The organism is Burkholderia sp. Ap-955 (assembly GCF_011753045.1).
Taxonomy (GTDB): domain Bacteria; phylum Pseudomonadota; class Gammaproteobacteria; order Burkholderiales; family Burkholderiaceae; genus Burkholderia; species Burkholderia lata_D.
This window is the reverse complement of the sequence record NZ_VWWH01000012.1, coordinates 41,385-62,078: the sequence shown is the minus strand read 5'-3', so window position 1 is coordinate 62,078 and position 20,694 is coordinate 41,385. Positions and strand designations below refer to the sequence as shown.

The window sequence follows — 20,694 nt, the reverse complement described above, 5'->3', positions numbered from 1 at the left end:
GTGTGCAAGCAGGCTATTGAACCACTCGGGAAGCGGCCACGGACTTGACGTGCTCGACCGCACCTGAAGAATCGCGCCATATTCGGCGAGGAGCATCAATCAGGAAGGCCCCACCAACGATCGGGACGTAGGAATTGCTCGCGCTTTGAATAACCACCGGCAGCAACACGGTTGTCCCGACGGGAACCGAACTATATAGCGCAGTCTTCGCGCCGGGAGCCAGATAGATACTGTCACCAATATCTGCATCAGGCCCGCAATTGTTGGCACGTCGCTAGCACTTTTCAGGAAAGACGTCCAAGTGCCCGCAGAACAGGACGCCCCATATAACTTGCCCATTGGTGAGCAGAACCTCGTAAGGCAAGCTGGTCAGCGGATCGATGAGGGGTCGGTTTGTCAACGGATTCCAGTAAAGGTTAAGCACACACTGGTCGACTGCAACTGGGAACACTCCACCGGCACCGATCACTCCCGGCGAGGACACAACCGCCACGGCAGTTGCATTCCCCGACGGCACTGCGGCCATATGCTCGTGCACCCGGGAAACGGAAAAGAATGCCAGGGATGATTCACTTTTGAAACGGCGCAGTCCCTGAACGTGACCGCTTCTTGCCGAACGCCGACGCTCCTGCCGGAAGTCTGCGATGACGCTTAGCGTCTAGAAGCAGCCCGAAGCTCTTAATCACTTCAACCTTGTAACGCACGGGAGAAATTGAAGGCCAAACAAGCGTGGGCATGAATATGCGACTTCCGGTCAGAAATGCGTGTTTCTTTACCTGCCCGAGTCTCTGGGTGCACGCGCTAGGTCTTGAAATCTGCTGGTCCGCGTCATCGGTAGACATCATCTGGGTGCCATATCGACGTGGATTTCGCGGTCATCGAGAATGATCTCGTGCATGCCGTCGACGAGCTGCGTGACCGAATCCGGCAGCGCCAATTGCGGGCGGTCCGCCTCCGATACATAGCCGTTCAAGCGGACGTCGAACGGCGGCATCAGCGCCGGGTCGCTGCGATACGAACGCAGCACGCTGGCCAGGTCGTCGCGAATCAGCGCGGTGATCAGTCGTTCCTCCTGCGCTTCGGCGAGCGTCTTGACACCCAGCGCCTGCGCGATGAGCAGCACGAGCGTCAGCGCGGAGAAGAAAAGCGCAACTTTGGCGCGAAGACTAAAGCGCACGGTCTTCATCCGCCACGAACCGGTACCCGAGACCATGAACGGTCTCGATCGGATCGCGTTCGCCCTGCGCGGTGAGTGCCCGGCGCAACGTGTAGACGTGCGCGCGCAGCGTGTCGCTGTCAGGCAGCGCTTCGCCCCATACTTCGGCTTCGAGTTCCGCATGACCGATCACCCGGCCTGGCGTCTGCATCAGCAGGCGCAGCAGATGCAGGCATTTGGGCGGCATCTTGACCGGCCGGCCGGCCCGCTCGACGGTCAGCGTCTTCAGGTCGAGGCAGACGTCGGCGCAACACAACGCAGTCTCGGCAACCTGCCCGCGGTAGCGTTTGACCAGTGCGCCGAGACGCGCGCCGACTTCCTTGAGCGAGAACGGCTTGACGAGATAATCGTCGGCGCCGTGGTCAAACCCGTCGAGCTTGTCGTCCAGCGTGTCCCTCGCCGTCAGCATCAGCACCGGCGTATCGCGATGGTTCTCTTCGCGCAGCTTGCGGCACAACGTCAGCCCGTCCATGCCCGGTAGCGACAGGTCGAGCAGAATCGCGTCCCAGGTCTGCGACACGGCCAGCTTCAGGCCGGCGGGGCCGCTCATGGCCATGTCGACCTCGTAGCCGGCACCCTCCAGATAGTCGTAGAGGTTGGTCGCGATGCTGGCGTCGTCTTCGATGACGAGTACGCGCACGGTGCTCTCCAAAGGTCCGCAAGCCGGATCGATTCTGCCACGCGCGCCTGGCATTCCGGCTCGCGGCGATGACGAGGCGGCTCACCAGTCATTCAAATCACCCCGATGGCGGTTACCCGCCGCCTGCTGACGACGGGTGTGGCACCACGGCAAGCACTGCCCGAAAAGTTAACTTGTAGAAAATGTAACCCATGAGTAGCATTCTCTACATGAATAATACTTCAACCTGGTCGCTCCTCGTTCTGACCCTTCCAACAGAAAATGCGACGGCCCGCATGCGGTTCTGGCGCGCGCTGAAGGCGAAGGGTTGCGCAGTGCTGCGCGACGGCGTTTACCTGCTGCCCTACACCGAAGAGCATGAAGAGACACTGCGCGAGCTCGCGGACGCCATTGCCGAGAGCGGTGGCGCAGCCCACCTGTTGCGCACGCCGAGCCTGACTCCGTCCCAGGAACAGGAATTCCGCGCGCTGTTCGACAGGGCCGACGATTACGCGACCTTCACGCGGACGCTTGCCGACGCGCGCAAGACACTTGCCGGGCAGTCGGTCACGGAACTGACGCGCCTGCTGCGCCGCGTGCGCAAGGATTTCGACGCCATCCGCGCGATCGACCATTTCCCGGGTGATTCGGCCACCCGCGCCGAAGCCGCGCTGCAGGATTTCGTCGCGCTGGTCGATACCGTGCTGTCGCCGGGCGAGCCGCATGCCGCGGACGGCGCTATCCGTCTGCTGGCGATCGACGAGTACCAAGGCCGCACCTGGGCAACACGGCAGCGGATGTGGGTCGATCGCGTCGCCAGTGCGTGGCTGATCCGCCGCTTCATCGACGCGCGCGCCCGCTTCATCTGGCTTGCGGCGCCGGCCGATTGCCCGGTCGATGCGCTCGGTTTCGATTTCGACGGTGCGACGTTCACGCATGTCGGCGAGCGCGTGACCTTCGAGGTGCTACTCGCCAGTTTCGGGCTCGACAAGGACCCTGCGCTGATGCGGCTCGGCGAGATCGTGCATGCACTCGATGTAGGCGGTCCCGCCGCGCCTGAAGCGGTGGGCTTCGAGGCCGTGATGGCCGGCACGCGTCAGCGCACGGAAAACGACGACCAGTTGCTCGAACAGATGGGCGCCGTGCTCGACGCCCTGTACGCGCATTTCGCGTCAAACGGCAAGAACGAAACTGGGGCCAAGTCATGACAACCGCTATCGCCACGACCGAACCGACCTACTCGCTTGGCGAGCTGGTCGCCTACATGTTGCGTCTCGGCACGTTCGGTTTCGGCGGGCCGGTCGCACTCGCAGGCTACATGCGTCGCGACCTGGTCGAGCGTCGCGGCTGGATCACGGAGGCCGACTACAAGGAAGGCCTCACGCTGGCCCAGCTCGCACCGGGGCCGATGGCGGCCCAGCTTGCGATCTATCTCGGCTTCGTCCACTACCGCCTCCTCGGCGCGACGCTGGTCGGTGTCGCGTTCGTGCTGCCGTCGTTCCTGATGGTGGTCGCACTCGGGTTCGCGTACGCGCATTTCGGCGGGCTGTCGTGGATGCAGGCCGTCTTCTACGGCGTCGGCGCCGCGGTGGTCGGGATCATCGCGATGAGCGCGTACAAGCTCACGACGAAGACCGTCGGTCACGACAAGCTTCTCTGGGCGATCTTCCTGACGCTGGCCGCCGTGACCTTCATCACCGAGTCGGAAATCGCGTGGCTCTTCATCGTCGCCGGGCTGATCGGATGGCTGTGGCGTGCCCCGCCCAAGTGGCTTCACAAGGGCGGGCTGCATGCCGTAGCCGCTGCGAATCTTCCGGCGGCCAGCGGCCTGCTGAGCGGCATCGATCTGCCGCAGCTCGTCCAGATCGGCACGTTCTTCATGAAAGCGGGCGCGTTCGTGTTCGGCTCCGGCCTGGCGATCGTGCCGTTCCTGTACGGCGGTGTCGTGACGGAGCACCACTGGCTGAACGACAAGCAGTTCGTGGATGCCGTTGCAGTCGCGATGATCACGCCGGGTCCCGTCGTCATCACCGTCGGCTTCATCGGGTATCTCGTGGCGGGCTTTCCCGGTGCATGCGTCGCGGCGCTCGGCACATTCCTGCCTTGCTATCTGTTCACGGTTATTCCCGCACCGTACGTCAAGAAGTACGGCCACCGGCCGGGTGTCAAGGCGTTCGTCGACGGCATCACCGCAGCGGCCGTCGGCGCGATCACAGGCTCAGTCCTCGTGATCGCGAAGCGATCGATCGTCGACCTGCCGACAGCCGCGCTCGCCGTTGCGACCGTGCTGCTGCTGTGGCGCTTCAAGAAGTTGCAGGAGCCGGTGATCGTGACGGCAGCCGCCATCATCGGACTCGTGGCTTTCCCTCTTCTCCATCACTGACTCGCGTCACCGGGAGACGAACATGACGTACGACATGAAAGCGTTGCCCTGCGATCCCACCGCGCTGCCGGGCCTGTCACCAGCATCTCTTAACAGCCACACAGATGGAAATGGATACGGTCGGGTCGCCGCAGTCGGTTCCCGCGTAATCGACGCGAGCAACCGGGCCAGGAGCGAGTGATGCAAAGGTTTGGCGGGATGGTCCCGGTCGCGATGGCATTTGCCCTGTCCGTTGCGCTATCCGGTTGTGACAGAAGCGCGTCCGATCAGGGGGCCGGCGAGACCGTCACGCTTGAGCACTTGCCAGCGCCGGTGAGAACGACAATCGAGCGTCAACGGGAAGGCGGCAGCGTCGGTGTGATTCAACGGCGCTCGAAGAACGGCGAGTCGCGGTATGTCGTGACGATTGTGCAAGGCGGCCAGGAGCAACGCTTGATTCTGGCCGAGGGCGGCAAGCTCGTCAGCAGCCGTCCGGCCGGTGACGATGAAGAGGACGACGACTGACGATTCAGCCGTGCAGACAGGAGAGGCGCCATGAAGTGGATTACACGGGAACGTCCGAAAATCGATCGCATCGCCTGTCCGTGGCTCATCGCCCGGTTCATTGATGATGCCCCTGAATTTCTCTATGTGCCCGGTGCAGATGTGCTGCGCATCGCCGGCGAAACGGGTGCGATCCCCTACGACGTACCCGGTGTTGAGCTCGGCCACCACGGCGAACACTGCAGCTTTGATGCGTTTCTCGACAAGTACGCGCTTCGCGACCCCGCGCTGCTCAAGCTCGCCGAGATCGTGCGGGGTGCGGACACAAACAGGTTCGATCTTGCCCCGGAGGCAACCGGCTTGTATGCGATTTCCATCGGGCTGTCGGGAAATTTCGCCGACGATCACGAGCAGCTGCGGCACGGGATGGTGATGTACGACGCGCTTTATACGTGGTGCCGACGTGATGCACATGCCTGGTGAGCGTCCGGCCGTGTCGCACGCGGTTCGCCTTTCGCGCTGGCTGATGCCGGCTGGCGTAGAGCGCACGGCATGGATTCTTCTCGTCAGTCGCGGCCTGCGAGGCTTCTGCGACGGCTTCATTGCGGTACTGCTGCCGGCTTACCTGCTCTTGCTCGGCTTCGCGCAAATCGACGTCGGGCTGATCAGTACCGCGACGTTGGCGGGTTCGGCCGTGGCGACAATCGCCGCCGGCATGGTCGCCAGCCGCTTTCCGTCACGCCGGATGCTGACGCTGGCCGCCGTTTTGATGGCTGCCACCGGCATCGGCTTTGCCGGCTTGTCGACGCTTTGGCCGCTGCTCATCGTGGCCTTCGTTGGCACACTCAATCCGAGCTCGGGCGATGTCAGCCTGTTCCTGCCGCTCGAACAGGCGAGACTCGCCGAAGCGGCGAACGGCAATGCGCGGACCGCATTGTTCGCGCGCTACAGCCTGATCGGCGCGGTATCGGCCGCGCTGGGTTCGCTCGCAGCTGGCCTGCCGCTGTGGCTCGCTTCGCACGCAGGCATCTCGCTCCTCGAGGCAATGCGCGCGATGTTTCTCCTGTACGCGGTGACGGGGATCGCGGTCGCCGCGTTGTACCGCCGGCTGCCGATCACGGAATCGCGCCGGGCGACGGCCGCTCCGCCGCTTGGACCGTCCCGGCGGATCGTCACGCGTCTGGCGCTGCTGTTCAGCATCGACGCGTTCGCCGGCGGACTCGTCGTCAATTCGTTGCTGTCGCTCTGGCTGATGCAGCGCTTCGGCCTGTCGATTGGCGCGGCCGGGCAATTCTTCTTCTGGTCCGGCTTGCTCTCCGCCGGTTCCCAGCTCGTCGCCGCGCCGCTGTCGCGCAGGGTCGGCCTGTTGAACACGATGGTGTTCACGCACATCCCGTCGAGCCTCTGCCTGATCGGTGCGGCCTTTGCGTCAACGCTGCCGGCGACGCTGGCGCTCCTGCTGATGCGCAGCGCGTTGTCGCAGATGGATGTGCCGACGCGCACTGCCTACGTGATGGCTGTGGTCACGCCGGCGGAACGCCCTGCCGCGGCCAGCTTTACGTCAGTGCCGCGCAGTCTTGCGGCCGCTGTCGCGCCAACGCTGGCGGGAAGCCTGTTCGGACTCGGGTGGCTCGGCGTGCCCCTGGTCGCATGTGGCGCATTGAAGATCGCCTACGACCTGTCGTTGCTTGCCGCGTTCCGTCACATCAAACCCGACGAAGGGGCCAAGCCGTAGCCGGGCGGAATCGCGAGGTTCCGTCGCGGGGAGCCGCTCGAAGCAATCTTCGGTTCGAAAGGCCAGACGAACAACGGGATGTTCAAGGTCGTGATCGGCAAGCCGTCAAGCATGCATGGCGTCAAAATCGGCAACGAGATGGGCGTCAACACGTGGGCAGCGTTCGCCGGGGCGGACGACGAGGCGGTGGTAGACGGCGACGCACAGGCAGCTGTCGCGCATTGACCGTCGGAATTGAGCAGTACCGCCGCGCTCGGCTTGAGCCGATTGCGGCGGTGATGGTTGTCGCAGGATCGAGTGATGAAACATCTCCGGAATTCACGCCTTGGCCTGCTTCTGCTGGTCGGGCTTTCAGTGTTGCTCTCCGTGGCGGGCCTCGTTGTCTACCGCGCCCATTCGGAGGCAGCCGATCTCTCGCTTGGCAGTCTGCCGTTGAAGCACGTTGCGGATGTCCCATTGCCCGGACGGACGACACGGTTCGACTACGCCAGCCTGGACACGAGTCGCAACCTGCTGTTTATCGCGCATCTCGGTGACGGGGAGATCGTGGTATTCGATACGCGCGCGTCGCGCGTGATTGCCCGGATCGGCGACGTTTCGTCGGTGCATGGTGTTCTCGCTGTTCCCGAGCTCTCGCGTGTGTACGCATCGGCGACCGGTACTAACGAGATCGTCGCAATCGACGCCTCGACGTTGAAAATCGTCGCGCGTATGCCAGGCGGGCGCTATCCCGATGGGATGGCTTATGCGCCAGACGTGAGCAAGCTCTACGTGTCCGACGAATACGGGGAAACGGAAACTGTCATCGATGTACGAACCAATCAGCGCGTTGCAACGATTCCGCTTGACGGCGAGGCCGGAAATACGCAATACGATCCGGTCTCCCGGCACATCTTCGTGAACGTCCAGACGCGCCGTCAGCTCGTCGAGATCGATCCGGCGACCAACCGGATCGTGGGGCGCTTCGATCTGCCTGGCGCCAAAGGCAATCACGGTTTGTTGATCGATCCGCGTGAGCGTCTCGCCTTCATCGCATGCGAAGGCAACGACAGGCTGCTCACCTTTAGCATGCGCTCGAAGCAGGTCATCCAGTCGTTCGCTGTTGGCGGCGAACCCGACGTGCTGGCATTCGACTCGACACTATCAACGCTCTACGTGGCAGGCGAGGATGGTGTCGTTTCACAATTTCGCTTCAAGGCGGGTACCGGCGAAAAAATCGGCGAGGGCCGCCTCGGGCCGAATGCGCATATCGTCGCAGTCGACCCGGCCACACACCGGTCGTACTTCCCCCTGAAAAGCGTTGACGGGAAACCAGTGCTGCGTGTGATGGAACCTGGATAAGCGCGACAGTGGCCCCGGACGAGGCATGACGCCCAGACAAAAGGAATCTGATTTTCCGGGATATTCTTTGAAGGGTGGACTGAACACCTTGTCGCGCCTAGATCACGCTATCCCGGCAAAAAATGCATTGAAATCAAGGGGAGGCCTGGTGGGAAGAATTGACGAGGTGCCGGCCACGTCGACCGGCCGATGGCCGCGTGACGACGGCACTTGCTGAAATAGTCAAACCCAGCGCAACTGCGTTCAGTCGGTTGTCGTCCGGGGCAGCTTTGCCTGCCGTCGAGCCCGATCATTCACGATCTGGTGACGCCGATGATCCGTCATCTTCTTCCACCCGCGGGCTTCGTCCCGCGTGCGCAGGCACGCCACGCAGTAGCCGGTCCTGCCGTCGAACGAGCACACTTCGACGCAAGGCGATTTGACCGCCATCCTCAGTGCCCCCTCACGGCGGGCACGACTTCGACGGTCACGTGCGACAGATCCTCGAAGCGCTGAAGCAGGCCGTGATAGAAGCGCGAATCCCGTGCCGCGTCGTCGGTCGAGACGGACACGACCGCGCTCATGTGCCCCGGTCCGAGGCGCCAGACGTGCAGATCGTTGATCCTGTCGCCGTTGCCTTCGATGGCCGTGCGCACGTTGTCCGCGAGCCGACGGTCCGGATTCATGTCGAGCAGAACACGGCCCGTGTCGCGCATCAGGCCATACGACCAGTTCGCAATCACCAGCGCACCGATAATGCCGGCGAGCGGATCCATCCAGACCCAGCCGAACGCCCGCGCGAGCAGCAGGCCGATGATCGTCAGAACGGAGACTGCCGCATCGGCAATCACGTGAATGTAGGCGGAGCGGATGTTGTGATCTCGTGTTGCCGCAGCGGACGTACCGTGATCATGTTCTTCGAACGCGAGTTCATGCTCGCGGTCGTTCAACCGGACGATGGCCTTGAATGCGTGGGGTTCGGGGATCGCGTCGACCGACTCCAGATAACCACCCCGGTTTTCCATCGCGAATGTTTGCCGGGTACCGTCCGGACGGATCGTCGTCACCGACACGGCTTTCGCATCGACGAGCGTCGTATCGCGTGTGGCAGGCGTCACACGGAACACGGGCGGAACCCCCTCCTCGAACACCGACACGAGGAATGCGCCCTGCCGATCGACGATCGTGTGCACGTCCTCTTCGTGCGCGTGATCGTCGTGACCGCCATGAGCGTGCCCGTGATGATGGCCGTGACCATGACCGTGGCCATGGTGACCACCGCTCAGCAGCCAGACGCTCGCGATGTTGACGAGCAGGCCGGCCACAGCAATTGGAATCGCTTCGCCGAAATGGATCGGCACCGGGGCGAGCAAGCGTGCGATCGCCTCATACCCGATCAGCAGCGCGATCATCGCGAGCACGATCGCGCTCGTGAAGCCAGCCAGATCACCAAGCTTCCCCGTGCCGAACACGAATCGCGGGTCGCTCGCATGCTTGCGTGCATAGGTGTACGCAAGCGCAGCAATCAGCATTGCGCCAGCGTGCGTCGACATGTGCAGCCCGTCGGCGATGAGCGCCAACGAGCCGAAGATCGAGCCGCCGACAATCTCGGCCACCATCATCGCCGCGCACAGCCCGATCACCATCCAGGTCCTGCGCTCGTTTTCCGCGTGCGCGGCGCCCAGGAAAATATGGTCGTGCCCCGCACCAAACGCGGCATCCTTGAATTCGCTCATCGCTGCACTCGATTACTTGAAATAGCTGTGAACGACTTCGATCAGCTGTTCGGTCGCGCTGCCTTCGTCCTCGTGCCCCTCGGCATCGACGAGGTGGCTGCGGATGTGATCCTCGAGCACGACCGCGAGCAGCCCGTTCATCGCGCCGCGGCTGCTCGTGATGCGTTGCAGGATTTCATTGCAGCCGCGCTCCTCTTCCAGTGCGCGCTCGATGGCTTCAACCTGCCCCTTGATGCGGCGCACGCGATTCAGCAGCTTCTGCTTTTCCTTGACGGTGTGGCTCATGATGGCTCCTTCATATAGCGGGGGGGAGTATATTCCAATACCCGATTCCATATAGGGAGGAGGGGTATATGTCGGGATAACGCAAGATTGGCGCCGAGAGGCCGGATCGGCCGATGACGCGCCACATTGCAGCAGAGACCGCGTAGCGCAAGCCGGCGTGCACGATCGGCCGGCGACGTTCCTGTGTTGCAAGAACGCCCCACGCAAAGGACGCTTGACCGACCCCGGGAATAAACGCCTCACAGCGCACGTTTACAGCACGTACCGCCCCAGGAAAGCATTCATGCCGTCGCACTGGCAGGGGTATCTGCGTGCGCGGCATATCACATGCGGCATTCGCCGAACGCCTGGCGGGCGCAGTGTCTCGTTGCACAGGGAGCCGTCATGAACACCACTTACCGAATCGCCATCCTCGCCGGCGTGACTGCGCTCGGCATGACCTCGCCTGCCAGCCGGGCAGAGCAAACCGTCAACGCGACGTTGCTGTCGAGCGCGATCCAGCTCGAGACACACAACGTGAAAGCGGGTCGCGTCACGCTTGATGTCAGGAATGCCGCGGACAACAACATGGAGCACGAACTCGTCCTGCTCAGGACCGATCTCGCGGATGATGCACTCCCTGTCCGCAAAGGCCAAGTGCTGGAGCGCAAGTTGAAAAAGATCGGCGAAGTCGAAGACATCGCACCGGGCAAGAGCAAACGCGCGTCATTCACGCTCGTGCCCGGACGCTACGCGCTGATCTGCAACAAACCGGGACACTATGCGGCCGGCATGCATACCGTGCTTGTCGTCACGCCGTGAATCGCCTGGCCGAACCGAAGGCGCCTGATACCGATGCCGTGCGTGCGGAAAAGAAGACTTCGCCACGTCGCGCGGCGTGTGCGTCGTCGACGTGGACACCGCTTCACGTCATCCATCGGCGCGTCCTCTGCGTCACGCCGATCGATCGGCGCCCGCGCACAGGTCCGCGATTCGTCACACGGAAACCGGCTCAGCCGGCCGCCGCCATCGCATGGGCAACGCACGTCCGGGCCAGCACGTCGGTCGGGTCGACCAGCGTTGCCCGACTGCCGTTCCGCGTCACGTATTCGCCGCCGGGCAGCAGGATCGGCAATTCGGTACACCCGAGCACGATCACGTTCACGCCTTCGGCAATCAGCGCATCGATTGCGGCACCGATGTCGTCCTCGCACTGTCCGGTCGTGAAGCCGGCCTTGACACCGTGCGTTCCGTAGATCGCTTCCATCACGCGCGCCTGCAAGGCCGGCGCCGGTGCGACCTGGCGGAGTCCTTGCGATTCCAGCGCCTTCCTGTACACACCGCTTTCGATCGTGCCGGACGTCGCCAATACGCCGACATCGCGGAGCCCCGGATACGTGTCGCGCAAATGGGCGACCGTCACCGTCAGCATGTTGACGATCGGAATGCCGAGGGTCGGCTGGATCCGTTCGACGAAGGCATGCGCGGTGTTGCACGGAATCGCGATGATATCGGCGTCGCCCGCTTCGAGCCGCTTGCAGGTCGCGTACAAGGCGATCGTCGGGTCCGTGCCGCTACCCACCAGGTTCTCCGTCCGGTCCGGAATCTGCGGATTCTGCTCGACCAGCAGCTTGATATGGTCCTGGTCGCGCGCCGCCGGCGTGTTGCGCACGATCTTGTCCAGGAAATCGACCGTCGCGGCCGGGCCCACGCCGCCGACCACGCCGATCTTGAACGTCGATGCACGGGAGCCGAGCGGCGCCGATACCGCGTACTGCGCGTAGGCGAGATTCGAATCGATCAACGGCACCGGCAACGGGCCGATTTCGTCCGCGACCAGCGCAATCTCGGTGAGCCCCGGGACGATGACCTGCACGCCCTGATCGACCAGATCCTCACAGGCTCGGCGCAACAACTCGACCGGCCGACCTCGAAGCGTGCCGCGCTTGATGCCGTCGGCACCGTAGACGGCTTCGGTCACGAGATCGACGCCATCGTACGAACGCGGATAGACGATGTCGAATGGCGGCGACGGGAAATACGCATCGAAAAGCCGTTTGTCCCGCACGTAATCGGAAGCGAGTACGCCAATGCGCGTCGCGCCGGGATACTTGCGTTGCACATGGCTGCGAACGGCTTCGACGATATCCACGATAGGCAGCCGCGTATTCGCCTTCAGCTCGTCGATGAACGTGTGGCTCAGAAAGCACGGGAGCACGACCGTCGTCACGCCACGCTGCTCGAACGCCCGGATCATGTCGAACACGTACAGCTTGCGTTCGATGGTCGCCGCACTGCCCGACCCCGCGCCATTGAACGGGTATTGCTCGAAAATCGCTTCGATATGCTCATCGTCGGAAGACGCCGGCGTCGCCTTCACCATCTTGAAGAACACGTCGGCACTCCCCAGCGGCCCGAGACCGCCGACCACGCCGAATTTTCGCCGGGTGTTCACGCTGTCCGTGCCCATCATGCATTCAGCTCCGGCTCGTCGAATACGGCGGCGTTCGACTTCACCGCTCGCCGGCCCTCCCACTTCGCGATCACGGCCGTCGCCACGCTGTTGCCGATCACGTTCGTCATCGTGCGCCCCATGTCGAGGATCTGGTCGATCGCGAGGACCATCGCGACGCCGGCCACCGGCAGATGGAACATCGGCGCGACCGCCGCGACCACGACCACCGAGCCGCGCGGCACGCTCGCCATTCCCTTGCTGCTCAACATCAGCACCAGCAGCATGAACACCTGCTCCGACAGCGGCATGTGCACGCCGAACGCCTGGGCGATGAAGATGGCGGCAAACGCCTGATACATCATCGAACCGTCGAGGTTGAATGCGTAACCCAGCGGCAACGTGAAGCCCACCACCTTCTTGTCGACGCCGAACCGCTCGAGCTGCTCGGTCAGGCGCGGATAGGCGGCCTCGCTACTCGCGGTCGAGAAGGCGATCAGCGCGGGTTCGCGCACGGCCTTCAGCAGGCTCACGACGCGTCGCCCGAGAAACGCATAGCCGGCGCCGATCAGCAGCATCCAGAGGACGAGCAAGCCGAGATAGAACGCGCCGATCAGCTTTCCATACGTGTAGATCACGTCGAGCCCGCGCAGCGTGACCGACGATGCGATCGCACCGAATACGCCGAGCGGCGCCGCGCGCATCACGTAATTCGTCAGGCGCAGCATCACCGGCACCATCCCGTCGATCGACTGGATCACGACGCCGACGCGCCTGTCGTGCTTCAGCGTACTCAGCGCGACGCCGAGAAAGACCGAGAACACCAGGATCTGCAGGATGTCGTTGCGCGCCATCGCGTCGAGCAGGCTGGTCGGGAACGCATGCGTGATCACGTCCCGGGCGTTCAGCGCGGCCGTGTTCAAGCCGGTATTGACCTCGCCGGCGGTTTCCGTGAGGTTCAGGCCGGCGCCCGGCTGCAGTACGTTGGCCATGACGAGGCCCAGACTCAGCGAAATCAGCGACGCGCAGATGAACCACCCGATCGAGCGCAGGCCAATGCGCCCGACGTCCTCGCCGCTGTCCATGCCGGCCAGGCCGGACACGAGCGTCACGAACACCAGCGGCGCGATGATCATCTTGATCAGGCGCAGGAAGATGTCGGTGACGATCGAGAAATAGCCGGCAATCGCCTTGAGCGTGCCCGGGTCCGCGATGTGGGTGTGGCAGAGATAGCCGGCGACGACTCCGAGAATCATGCCGACTGCGATGCTTAAGGTAAGGCGATTTTTCATGTCCATCCGTCCGTGGTGGCACCCGTCCGCCGGAAGGCGGACCGCCGCTGCGATGAAGGCAGCGCGACGCGGGTCATGCGTCACACTTGCCGTTGGAACGAATGGTAGGGACCGTCGATAAAACCGTGATGCCGGTGCAACATGGCGGTATGCGAGTGCCGCATAAGGCGGGAAAACCCTGACTCAGCCGAGCCGCGAAGGCGCCGCGCGCAGGTGCTGCCAGAGGGTGTCCAGGAATTCACTGCGATTCGACCCATCGCGATACACGCGCAGTTCGACGTCGAGGTTCCAGGCCGCCGGGCCGGCCGGCACGAGTTCGCCGGCCGCCAGTTCCGCTGCGATCGCGCTCCGGGGCAGCCACGCGACACCCTCGCCTTCCATCACGAGTTTCTTCAGCACCTCGGCCATGTCGGATTCGTAGTGCAGTTGCAAGGCCGGTGCATCCGGTGCGCGACCGAGCAGCAGCGCGAGGCATCGCCCGAAGTAGCTGGTCTCCGTATAGGAGATCAGCGGCAGCGGATGCTGCTTCGTCCCGGGAAGGCGAAAGGCCGGCGCCGATCGACGGTCGGGCCTGCATGCCGGCATCAACGTATCGAGGCCCACGGTCAGGTGTTCGTATTTCACCGGATCGAGATGGAGCGGCAGTTCCGGATGGTGATACGCAAACATGAGCTCGCAGTTGCCGTTGACGAGCATCAGGATCGAATCGTGGACGTTGGTCGGAATGACGCGCGCCCGCACTTCGCCGAAATGCGGCGCGAGCGCCTTGAGCCAGGCCGGCAGGAAACTCAGCGCGATCGTGTGGCCCGCGGCGATCTGCAGGCTCTTGCCGGCGATCCGCTGCTCGGTGCGGATGATGGCACGCGTGTCGAACAGGCGGCTGAGCACGTCTTCGGCCGTCTCGCGGAACAGGCGGCCCGCCGGCGTCAGCACCGGCGGAAAGCTGCTGCGATCGATCAGTTCGGCCCCGATCCACTGTTCGAGCGACTGGATGCGGCGGCTGAAACCCGACTGCGTGACGTTGCGGAACTCCGCTGCCCGGGAAAAGCTTTGATATTGAGCGAGGGCGAGGAAATCCTCGATCCATTTGATTTCCATGTTGGCCTTGGAGGATCGCGGTGGGATCGGCCTGCGCGTCACCGAAGTCAGGGGGATGCGCGGGCCGGCGGACGCTCACATTGTATGTGCTCGATCCGGCGCCTCGCGTCGGCGTTTGCCATGGCGCCCGTGGCCGACCTGAACGTCGTCGTTCTGCATCGTCGCTGACGGGACGATGTTCGCGGGCGACAACGGCGTTTCGGCGGGACGGCCGCCAGCCCGTCCCGCCCTTGCTACGCCTTCTTCGTATAACTGTTGCACCAGCCTTTCGCACTGACCTGCTTGCCGCCGAAAACGGCGCACGCCCCCGTCGCGGCGCCGGCCTTGCCCTGGAAGAACTGGCAATTCGCACAGGTGTCGCCCGCGTGGAACTTCGGGTATTTCGCGTGATCGACCCGGCCGGCATCCGCCTTGTAGCCGAGCGCCTGGGCATTGGCATCGGTTTCCTGCACGACGCCGGCCCCGGCATCCGCCGCCGTCGCGCGGCGTCCAACGGCGAGCGAGGAGGCGAGCACGGAGGTGACTGCAATGAAACGTCGACGTGAAAATTTCATGGAATCCTCCCTTCAGGTTTGCATGAACGGATGTCCGGGAAGCGCCGTTCCCCGATGAAGGAACGCCGTCTGCTCCGAATCGGCGCCGGTCGATCGCGCAGGCATCGCGCCCATCACGCCGACGCACGATCGACGACGGAATCAGCGAAAGAACAACGCCCGCATCCCGAACGTGTGATGCGCTTCCGCCGCCATCAGCACCATGAGCACGAGCAGGCACAGCGGCGGGATCAGGATCGCGTACACGAGCGCCAGCCGCTCCCACATCATGTGCATGAAGATCGACACGATGAGCCCGGCCTTCGCGATCATCAGCACGACGATCAGTACCCAGCGCATCAGGCCCTGCACGTTGAAGTAGTCGACCAGGTACGACAACGTGCTCAGCACGAACAGCAGGCCCCAGATCTTCAGGTAGAGGCCGATCGGATGCTGCTGGCCGTGCGCGGCGTCGGGTCGATCGGCGGGATCGATGTGCTCCATGGCTGCCTCACCACAAATAGAACAGCGCGAAGATGAACACCCATACCAGGTCGACGAAGTGCCAGTACAGCCCGGCGATCTCGACGATCTGGAAGTTGCCGTGTTCGGTGAATCCCGGCTGCCGGATCTTGCGCGCGATCAGCAGCAGGTAGATCACGCCGCAGGTCACGTGAAAGCCGTGGAAGCCGGTGATCGTGAAGAAGCACGCGCCGAACTGCGCGGCGCCCAGCGGGTTGCCCCAGGGCCGGATACCTTCGTGGACGATCAGCTTGGTCCATTCGAGAGCCTGCATCGACACGAAGCTCGCGCCCAGCAGCGCCGTCGCGAGCAGCAGCGCGCCGGCGCGCCTGGCGTTGCGCCGGTAGCCGAAGTTGACCGCCATCGCCATGGTGCCGCTGCTGGTGATCAGGATGAACGTCATGATGGCAATCAGCAGCAACGGCACATCCAGGCCGCCCACCGTGAGCCCGAACACCTTCGACGTGTCGGGCCACGGCGCCGTGGTCGACATGCGCACCGACATGTAGCCGATCAGGAAGCTGCTGAAGACGAAGGTGTCCGACAGCAGGAAGATCCACATCATCGCCTTGCCCCACGGCACCCGGAAGGCTTCGCGGTCGGACGCCCAGTCCGTGACGATGCCGCGCCAGCCGTCGGGCCGCGCGTCGACGGTCGGCACCGCGGACGATTCGGCAGCGGATTCGGTGTGGACGGTGGGCGCTTTCATGGCGCGGCTCCGTATAGCGGCCCGCAGACGGCCGCGACGATTCCGGGGGTCAACCACCACATCGCCGCCAGCAGCACGAGCCAGACTGCGAGCAGGAAATGCCAGTACAGCGCGCACAGCGCGATGGACCGTTGGGCCCGGAACGGGTCCGCGCGCCGGAGCGGCGCGATCGTCACGCCCCACGCCACCAACCCGCCCAGCACATGCAATCCGTGCAGGCCGGTCAACAGGTAGAGGAAGCTGTTGGACGGATTGACGGTGACGGTCTGCCCGGCCGCCGACAGCATGTGCCACGCAACCAGTTGCCCGATCACGAACACGGCCGCCAGTACGCCGCCGGATACCAGCCACACCGTGCGGTATGGGCCTATCCGCCGGGCTCGCTGCATCGCGATGCTGGCCAGCGCCAGCGCGCCGGTGTTCCACCATAGCAACGCCGGATGCGGGATCGGTTGCCAGTCGGGTTCGCGCATGCGCATCGCATAAGCGAGCAGCAGCAGCGAAAACAACGTCGTCGCCACCGCCATGAACACGACCAGGCCGGTGCGGCCCGCATTCGGCAAACCGGGTGGCGCATCGGGAACGAACGGGCGCGGCAGCGTGGTCATTTGTGTGTCTCGCCGGGGTGGAGCGTCGGGTGGGCCGCTTCGGGCTCGGGCACCGTCGCGGGCGGCTGGTTTTGCGGCACGAAGTCTTCCTCCTGCCCCGGCGGACTGTATTCGTATGCCCAGCGGTAGACGACGGGAAGCGTGGGGCCCCAGTTGCCGTGCACGGGCGGCGTTTGCGGCGTCTGCCATTCGAGCGTGGTGGCCCGCCACGGGTTGCCGTCCGCACGCCGGCCGTGGCGGAGGCTCCACGCGAGGTTGAACAGGAACAGCAGCTGTGCCGCCCCGACGATCAGCGCGACGATCGTGATGAACGTGTTGAGCGTCTGCGCCGAATGCGGAATGAAGCTGTAGCCCTGATACGCGTAATACCGCCGCGGCATGCCCAGGACGCCGAGATAGTGCATCGGGAAGTAGATCGCGTAGGTGCCGACGAAGGTGATCCAGAAGTGCGCGCGCCCGAGCGTGTCGTCGAGCAGGCGGCCCGTCACCTTCGGATACCAGTGATACAGGCCGCCGAACACCACCAGGATCGGCGACACGGCCATCACCATATGAAAGTGCGCGACCACGAAGTAAGTGTTCGACAGCGGGATATCCACGCTCACGTTGCCGAGGTAGAGCCCGGTCAGCCCGCCCAGCACGAAGGTGCTGACGAAGCCGATCGCGAACAGCATCGGCACGGTCAGGTGGATATCGCCGCGCCACAGCGTCAGCACCCAGTTGTAGACCTTGAGGGCGGTCGGGACGGCGATGATGAGCGTCGTGGTGGCGAAGAAGAAACCGAAGTACGGATTCATGCCGGCGATGAACATGTGGTGCGCCCACACCACGAAGCTCAGCGCGCCGATGATCACGATCGCCCACACCATCATCCGGTAGCCGAAGATGCTCTTGCGCGCGTGCGTGCTGATCAGATCCGACGCGATGCCGAAGGCCGGCAGCGCGACAATGTAGACCTCCGGATGCCCGAAGAACCAGAACAGGTGCTGGAACAGCAGCGGGCTGCCGCCGGCATGCTTGAGCGTCTGCCCCATCGACACCACGGCCGGGATGAAGAAACTGGTGCCGAGCGTCCGGTCGAACAGCATCATCACCGCCGACACGAACAGCGCCGGAAACGCCAGCAGCGCCATGATGGTCGCGATGAAGATGCCCCATACCGTGAGCGGCATGCGCATCAGCGTCATGCCGCGCGTGCGTGCCTGCAGCGTGGTGGTCACGTAGTTCAGGCCGCCCATCGTGGCCGCGACGATGAAGATCGCCAGCGACACGAGCATCAGCACGATGCCCCATTCCACGCCCGGCGTGCCCGGCAGGATCGCCTGCGGCGGATACAGCGTCCAGCCCGCGCCGGTCGGCCCGCCCGGCACGAAGAAGCTCGCCACCAGCACCAGCACGGCCAGCAGGTAGACCCAGTAGCTCAGCATGTTGAGAAACGGGAACACCATGTCGCGCGCGCCGAGCATCAGCGGGATCAGGTAGTTGCCGAAGCCGCCCAGGAACAGCGCCGTCAGCAGGTAGATCACCATGATCATCCCGTGCATGGTGACGAACTGGTAGTAGTGGTTCGCGTCGATGAACGAAAACTTGCCCGGAAAGCCGAGCTGCAGCCGCATCAGGTCTGACAATACGAGGCCGACCAGGCCGATCGCGATGGCCGTCAGTGCGTACTGCACGGCGATGACCTTGTGGTCCTGGCTCCACACGTAGCGGGTCCAGAAGCTGTGCGGGACGTGGTCGGTGTGCGCGTAGGTCATGGCGTGTGCTCCGTCTGATTCGTCCGTTCCGCTAGGGCTGGGCCGCGGTGCCGGCGGGCGTCCCGCCTTGCGCCTTGATATAGGCCACCAGCGCGGTCAGTTCCTGCTCGCTCAGGTCGAAGTGCGGCATGATCGGCGAGAAGCCCTTCACGACACGGGCCGTCGGATTGCGGATGAACGCGCGCAGATAGGCTTCGTCCACCTTCGCGGTGCTGCCGTCGGCCATCGTTTCGGTCTTGCCGTACAGGCCCTTCCAGGTCGGGCCCACGAGCGGGCTGCCGTCCACGGTGTGGCAGGCGACGCAGCCCTTGGCCGCCGCGAGCGTCTTGCCCAGGTTGGCCAGCGCCTGCGCGCTGCCGCCCGCCGCGGCCGGCGCGGCCTGCACGTGGGCCATCTGCTGCTGCGCGAACGTGGTCTGCTGCGCCAGCCAGCGCGAGAACGCGGCTTCGTCTTCCACCACCACCACGCCGCGCATGCCGGCGTGCCCGATCCCGCAGAGCTGCGCGCACAGGATGTCGTAGCGCCCTGCCTTGGTCGGCGTGAACCAGAAGGTGGTCACCATGCCCGGCACGATGTTCATCCGCGCCCGGAACGGCGGAACGTAGAAGTCGTGCAGCACGTCGCGCGACCGTGTCAGGACCTGGACCGGCCGGTTGAGCGGCAGGTGCACCTCGGGACTTTCGATCAGGTAGTTGTCACGGCCGTTCGGGTCGGCGGGGTTCAGGCCGAACGGGTTGTCGTTGCTGATGTAGCGCACGTCGGTCGTGCCCAGCTTGCCGCCGGGCCCGGCGAAGCGGAAGCGCCATTGCCATTGCTGACCGAGCACCTCCATCTGCAGTACGTTGCGCGGCGGCCGGATGTAGTCCGCGTAGACGAACAGGCCCGGCGCGAGCAACGCCGCCACGCCGACGATGGTCAGGCCGATCAGCCACCATTCCAGTTTCCGGTTGTGCGGTTCGTAGGCCGCCCGGTGCCCGCTGCGGTGGCGATAGCGCACCAGGGCGACCACGATGAACAGATTGATGGCGATGAAGAATGCGCCGGTGATGACGAGCGTGATCGTCAGCATGTCGTCCATGCGCACCCAGTTCGACGCGATCGGCGTGATCCACCACGGGCTGGCAAAGTGAAACCCCACCGCCAGCACGATGATCAGGACCAGGGCAATCGCAAGGACCATAGGCCGCCTCGCTGCATGTCACTCACCGGCGCCGCCGACGCCCGGTTCCATATCGCCCGCGGACGCCGCGTGTTCACGCTCGGCGCGGCGGGAAACGCGATGTGTCAGTCGTCCGCGTTCTGCTTGCGCAATCGCTCCAGCCTGCCGTAGGTGATGGCCGCAACCACGCCGAACAACAGGTTCGCCAGCAAGGGCCCGGAACCGCGCTCGGAGACGAACCACGGGAACACGGCCGTCATTACGTAGAAGTTCCACCCATACGCGACGATCCCGAACGCCAGCCCGATCGCGGCTTCCATGCCCACGCTCGAATCGAGGCGGAAAGGCGCCATGATCGCGGCGAGCATCATCCCCATGATCGCGCCGAGCACGTAGTGCAACAGCAGCGCCATCGCCACGATTTCGAGGTTGAATTGCGTCATCTGGCCGAGCGCGCTGCGGCCCATCACCATCGCCGCGATCTTGTGGGTCGGTTGCCACGGGCTCGAGCCGAGCACCAGGGTCGACCAGATGAATTCCAGCGCGATCACCAGCGCGCCGCCCGCGAGACCGGCCACGGCAGCGGCAACCCAGTCGGGCGTACGACGCTCCCAATGGTGCGATTGAATGTGCAGTTCCATACGACCTCCTTGTTGACGCTTCGACGTCGGCGCTTCGGTTCCAAAGGCGTCACGCGCGTCGGGCCTGCGTCGCCTGCGCGATTCGGCATGGCGGACAGGGTTGCCTACGCAACGTGTGCACGACCCGCTCCACGCGCGGCCCGCGGTCGCGGCCGCACGCTCGACGA

General features: G+C 64.2%; 21 protein-coding genes and 2 pseudogenes. 8 read left to right on the top strand and 15 right to left on the bottom strand.

Features of this window, described 5'->3' with window-relative positions:
- Nucleotides 1-847 precede the first annotated feature (847 nt).
- Together F3J15_RS09795 and F3J15_RS09790 are read right to left on the bottom strand one after the other, a co-directional pair.
- A pseudogene (locus F3J15_RS09795) lies at nucleotides 848-1,186 on the bottom strand (sensor histidine kinase); the annotation flags it as partial.
- Nucleotides 1,167-1,856 (bottom strand): response regulator transcription factor, encoded by a 690-nt coding sequence (locus tag F3J15_RS09790; RefSeq protein ID WP_166890239.1) that lies wholly within the window; start codon nucleotides 1,854-1,856, stop codon nucleotides 1,167-1,169. The gene F3J15_RS09790 and the pseudogene F3J15_RS09795, both read right to left, overlap by 20 nt.
- 209 nt (nucleotides 1,857-2,065) lie before the next feature.
- On the opposite strand from F3J15_RS09790, the gene F3J15_RS09785 reads away from it, so the two are divergent.
- The 7 genes and pseudogenes from F3J15_RS09785 (at nucleotide 2,066) to F3J15_RS09755 (ending at nucleotide 7,777) form a co-directional block, all read left to right on the top strand.
- Nucleotides 2,066-3,043 carry a chromate resistance protein ChrB domain-containing protein gene (locus tag F3J15_RS09785; RefSeq protein WP_166890236.1) on the top strand — a complete coding sequence of 326 codons (978 nt, stop codon included), beginning with the start codon at nucleotides 2,066-2,068 and terminating at the stop codon, nucleotides 3,041-3,043.
- Complete coding sequence (locus F3J15_RS09780; RefSeq protein WP_166890234.1) at nucleotides 3,040-4,218, top strand: chromate transporter; 1,179 nt, start codon at nucleotides 3,040-3,042, stop codon at nucleotides 4,216-4,218. Before F3J15_RS09785 ends, F3J15_RS09780 begins: the two co-directional genes overlap by 4 nt.
- A 180-nt stretch (nucleotides 4,219-4,398) precedes the next feature.
- Nucleotides 4,399-4,722: a hypothetical protein gene (locus F3J15_RS09775; RefSeq protein ID WP_166890231.1), complete on the top strand. Its 324-nt coding sequence runs from the start codon at nucleotides 4,399-4,401 to the stop codon at nucleotides 4,720-4,722.
- A 30-nt stretch (nucleotides 4,723-4,752) separates the two neighbouring features.
- Nucleotides 4,753-5,184 carry a chromate resistance protein ChrB domain-containing protein gene (locus tag F3J15_RS09770; RefSeq protein ID WP_166890228.1) on the top strand — a complete coding sequence of 144 codons (432 nt, stop codon included), beginning with the start codon at nucleotides 4,753-4,755 and terminating at the stop codon, nucleotides 5,182-5,184.
- A complete protein-coding gene (locus F3J15_RS09765) occupies nucleotides 5,174-6,436 on the top strand; it encodes an MFS transporter (RefSeq protein ID WP_240158771.1) in 1,263 nt (420 codons plus the stop codon). The genes F3J15_RS09770 and F3J15_RS09765 overlap by 11 nt, the downstream gene beginning before the upstream one ends.
- Before the next feature lie 33 nt (nucleotides 6,437-6,469).
- A pseudogene (locus F3J15_RS09760) lies at nucleotides 6,470-6,637 on the top strand (DUF1259 domain-containing protein); the annotation flags it as partial.
- Nucleotides 6,638-6,736: 99 nt separating this feature from the next.
- Nucleotides 6,737-7,777, top strand: coding sequence for a YncE family protein (locus tag F3J15_RS09755; RefSeq protein ID WP_166890222.1), 1,041 nt, complete (start codon nucleotides 6,737-6,739; stop codon nucleotides 7,775-7,777).
- A gap of 243 nt (nucleotides 7,778-8,020) precedes the next feature.
- Here the strand turns inward: F3J15_RS09755 and F3J15_RS09750 are convergent, their stop codons facing one another.
- Genes F3J15_RS09750 through F3J15_RS09740 form a run of 3 tightly spaced genes read right to left on the bottom strand, consistent with a single transcriptional unit; the run spans nucleotide 8,021 to nucleotide 9,777 of the window.
- Nucleotides 8,021-8,206 (bottom strand): DUF1289 domain-containing protein, encoded by a 186-nt coding sequence (locus F3J15_RS09750; protein ID WP_205190757.1) that lies wholly within the window; start codon nucleotides 8,204-8,206, stop codon nucleotides 8,021-8,023.
- 2 nt (nucleotides 8,207-8,208) lie between these two features.
- Nucleotides 8,209-9,492, bottom strand: a complete 1,284-nt coding sequence (gene dmeF, locus F3J15_RS09745; protein WP_166890219.1) for a CDF family Co(II)/Ni(II) efflux transporter DmeF — start codon at nucleotides 9,490-9,492, stop codon at nucleotides 8,209-8,211.
- A 12-nt stretch (nucleotides 9,493-9,504) separates the two neighbouring features.
- Nucleotides 9,505-9,777: a metal/formaldehyde-sensitive transcriptional repressor gene (locus tag F3J15_RS09740; protein ID WP_089448796.1), complete on the bottom strand. Its 273-nt coding sequence runs from the start codon at nucleotides 9,775-9,777 to the stop codon at nucleotides 9,505-9,507.
- Between the two features lie 384 nt (nucleotides 9,778-10,161).
- Between F3J15_RS09740 and F3J15_RS09735 the strand changes: the two genes are divergently transcribed.
- Nucleotides 10,162-10,578: a plastocyanin/azurin family copper-binding protein gene (locus tag F3J15_RS09735; protein WP_166890201.1), complete on the top strand. Its 417-nt coding sequence runs from the start codon at nucleotides 10,162-10,164 to the stop codon at nucleotides 10,576-10,578.
- A gap of 190 nt (nucleotides 10,579-10,768) precedes the next feature.
- Here the strand turns inward: F3J15_RS09735 and F3J15_RS09730 are convergent, their stop codons facing one another.
- From F3J15_RS09730 to F3J15_RS09685, 10 genes are all read right to left on the bottom strand, one after another.
- Nucleotides 10,769-12,229, bottom strand: a complete 1,461-nt coding sequence (locus tag F3J15_RS09730) for an amino acid racemase (protein ID WP_166890198.1) — start codon at nucleotides 12,227-12,229, stop codon at nucleotides 10,769-10,771.
- A complete protein-coding gene (locus F3J15_RS09725; RefSeq protein ID WP_166890195.1) occupies nucleotides 12,226-13,500 on the bottom strand; it encodes a dicarboxylate/amino acid:cation symporter in 1,275 nt (424 codons plus the stop codon). The genes F3J15_RS09730 and F3J15_RS09725 overlap by 4 nt, the downstream gene beginning before the upstream one ends.
- A gap of 183 nt (nucleotides 13,501-13,683) precedes the next feature.
- Entirely contained in the window at nucleotides 13,684-14,598 is a 915-nt protein-coding gene (locus F3J15_RS09720) for a LysR substrate-binding domain-containing protein (RefSeq protein WP_166890191.1), read from the bottom strand.
- A 233-nt stretch (nucleotides 14,599-14,831) separates the two neighbouring features.
- Nucleotides 14,832-15,152, bottom strand: coding sequence for a high-potential iron-sulfur protein (locus F3J15_RS09715; RefSeq protein ID WP_089448799.1), 321 nt, complete (start codon nucleotides 15,150-15,152; stop codon nucleotides 14,832-14,834).
- A 141-nt stretch (nucleotides 15,153-15,293) separates the two neighbouring features.
- A complete protein-coding gene (locus F3J15_RS09710) occupies nucleotides 15,294-15,635 on the bottom strand; it encodes a cytochrome C oxidase subunit IV family protein (RefSeq protein WP_069249680.1) in 342 nt (113 codons plus the stop codon).
- A 7-nt stretch (nucleotides 15,636-15,642) separates the two neighbouring features.
- Nucleotides 15,643-16,362, bottom strand: a complete 720-nt coding sequence (locus F3J15_RS09705) for a heme-copper oxidase subunit III family protein (RefSeq protein WP_166890188.1) — start codon at nucleotides 16,360-16,362, stop codon at nucleotides 15,643-15,645.
- Nucleotides 16,359-16,970, bottom strand: a complete 612-nt coding sequence (locus F3J15_RS09700; protein ID WP_166890185.1) for a cytochrome c oxidase subunit 3 — start codon at nucleotides 16,968-16,970, stop codon at nucleotides 16,359-16,361. The genes F3J15_RS09705 and F3J15_RS09700 overlap by 4 nt, the downstream gene beginning before the upstream one ends.
- Nucleotides 16,967-18,727, bottom strand: coding sequence for a cytochrome c oxidase subunit I (gene ctaD / locus F3J15_RS09695; protein ID WP_166890182.1), 1,761 nt, complete (start codon nucleotides 18,725-18,727; stop codon nucleotides 16,967-16,969). The genes F3J15_RS09700 and ctaD overlap by 4 nt, the downstream gene beginning before the upstream one ends.
- Before the next feature lie 31 nt (nucleotides 18,728-18,758).
- A complete protein-coding gene (locus F3J15_RS09690) occupies nucleotides 18,759-19,907 on the bottom strand; it encodes a cytochrome c oxidase subunit II (protein WP_089448802.1) in 1,149 nt (382 codons plus the stop codon).
- Nucleotides 19,908-20,011: 104 nt separating this feature from the next.
- On the bottom strand, nucleotides 20,012-20,527 hold the full coding sequence (locus tag F3J15_RS09685; protein WP_069249685.1) for a hypothetical protein: 516 nt from the start codon (nucleotides 20,525-20,527) through the stop codon (nucleotides 20,012-20,014).
- Between the last annotated feature and the right edge of the window lie 167 nt (nucleotides 20,528-20,694).